Annotated in this window: 2 protein-coding genes; both read right to left on the reverse strand. The window is 23.8% G+C overall.

The window, feature by feature from the left end; translation table 11 throughout:
• Nucleotides 1-79: 79 nt before the first annotated feature.
• Nucleotides 80-628 carry a hemerythrin domain-containing protein gene (locus JWF52_RS18090; protein WP_208334876.1) on the reverse strand — a complete coding sequence of 183 codons (549 nt, stop codon included), beginning with the start codon at nt 626-628 and terminating at the stop codon, nt 80-82.
• A 22-nt stretch (nt 629-650) separates the two neighbouring features.
• Nucleotides 651-1289: a hypothetical protein gene (locus JWF52_RS18095; protein WP_208334877.1), complete on the reverse strand. Its 639-nt coding sequence runs from the start codon at nt 1287-1289 to the stop codon at nt 651-653.
• Between the last annotated feature and the right edge of the window lie 150 nt (nt 1290-1439).

The following is a 1439-nucleotide window of genomic DNA, read 5'->3' on the forward strand; positions in this document are numbered from 1 at the left end:
CAAATCAAATAAATAAAAATGAACTCTAAAATTAGAGTCCATAAAAATAATATATAATTTTCATATTTATATCTTCTTATTAAAATAATTTATATTCTAAATCATTTAATATTTTTAGGCACTTATCTTTATTTTCCTTGTTTGCATTTTCATAAGCTATACACTCTATGTCTAATTTATCTAATAATTCTTTACTAAGTTTATTTTTAGCAAATGTAAATACAACTCTATCTTCTTTGTCAATGTGTCTTTCTAATAAATGTGTATAAGATATTGCATTTGCTATTACATCTAGTTTAGATTCATTATCTCCATTTATTAGTTTATTAAGTGCTTCTTCTAAGTTTTTTACATAAAGTCTTCCATAGTCATGTTCCACCATCATACCATGTTTAACTACTTTTTCTGCTAGTTCTCCTAAATTTTCAATCATTACTTTAAAAAGTATGTTTTCTTCTTTTTTATGATGATGTTCATCTGCATAGTTTTTTATAAAATAAATAACATCTTCAAAATCTTTATAATCTATATCTTTATGTTCCATTAAATTAAAACATAATCTTCTTATAACTTTAAGCATACGAGTTACATATTTATGTTCTTCTATCATTAAATTTATAGTCTCCATAACATCTCCTTAAACTCTGTTTTTAATTTCTTTCTATTATTTTTACCCCGTTTTCTTCTTCTTTATATACAAAATCATTACTAATTGTGTTTACAAAAGATTTTATCCATAAATTTCTTAGTTCATAAAATAAACTAACATCTGCACCTGCATTATTCCATATATCTTTGTGAACACATAGTCTTTTCTTCCACTCTACTCTATCCTCTGATGAAACTATAACTTCATCAACTCTATCGCAAGGCATCCCATCTAAAATATAGTCATTTATTTTATTATATATTTTACTTGCATCACTCAAATCGATATTTGGGTTTATTATTTCTTTGCCAGCTTTTATCCCTTGATCAATATATACTTTTTCAATTTTAGTAATTGCATCTTTATCTCTTTTAAGTATTTCGCTTGTCCAAGTTGCCATTCTACCTTCTGCTGAATGAATTTTATCTTGTAACCATCCATGTATGTTGCCGTGTTCTATAATTTCTTCTAATGGTTTATTTGGAAGTTTTTCACCAAACTTTAAGTTTATTTCTTTACTTAACTTATCTATATCTAATCCTTCACTTTTAGCGACTTCTATTATTTCATCTTCTAAACCTTCAAACCATAATATTTTATTAAATAACCAATAATGTATTTTACCTAAATATAAGCTCATAACAAGCCTCCTTATAATTAATTATTAAATCTATATTTATCTTACATTGTTAATATTAGATTAAATATATAATATAATACCTCTAAAATAATTTACGTAACATAGGTTACAATTGTAAAATATTATACAAATTAATAAAAAATAAATAAA

Origin of the sequence: Clostridium sp. CCUG 7971 (assembly GCF_017590215.1) — a bacterium.
Lineage (GTDB): Bacteria > Bacillota > Clostridia > Peptostreptococcales > Peptostreptococcaceae > Faecalimicrobium.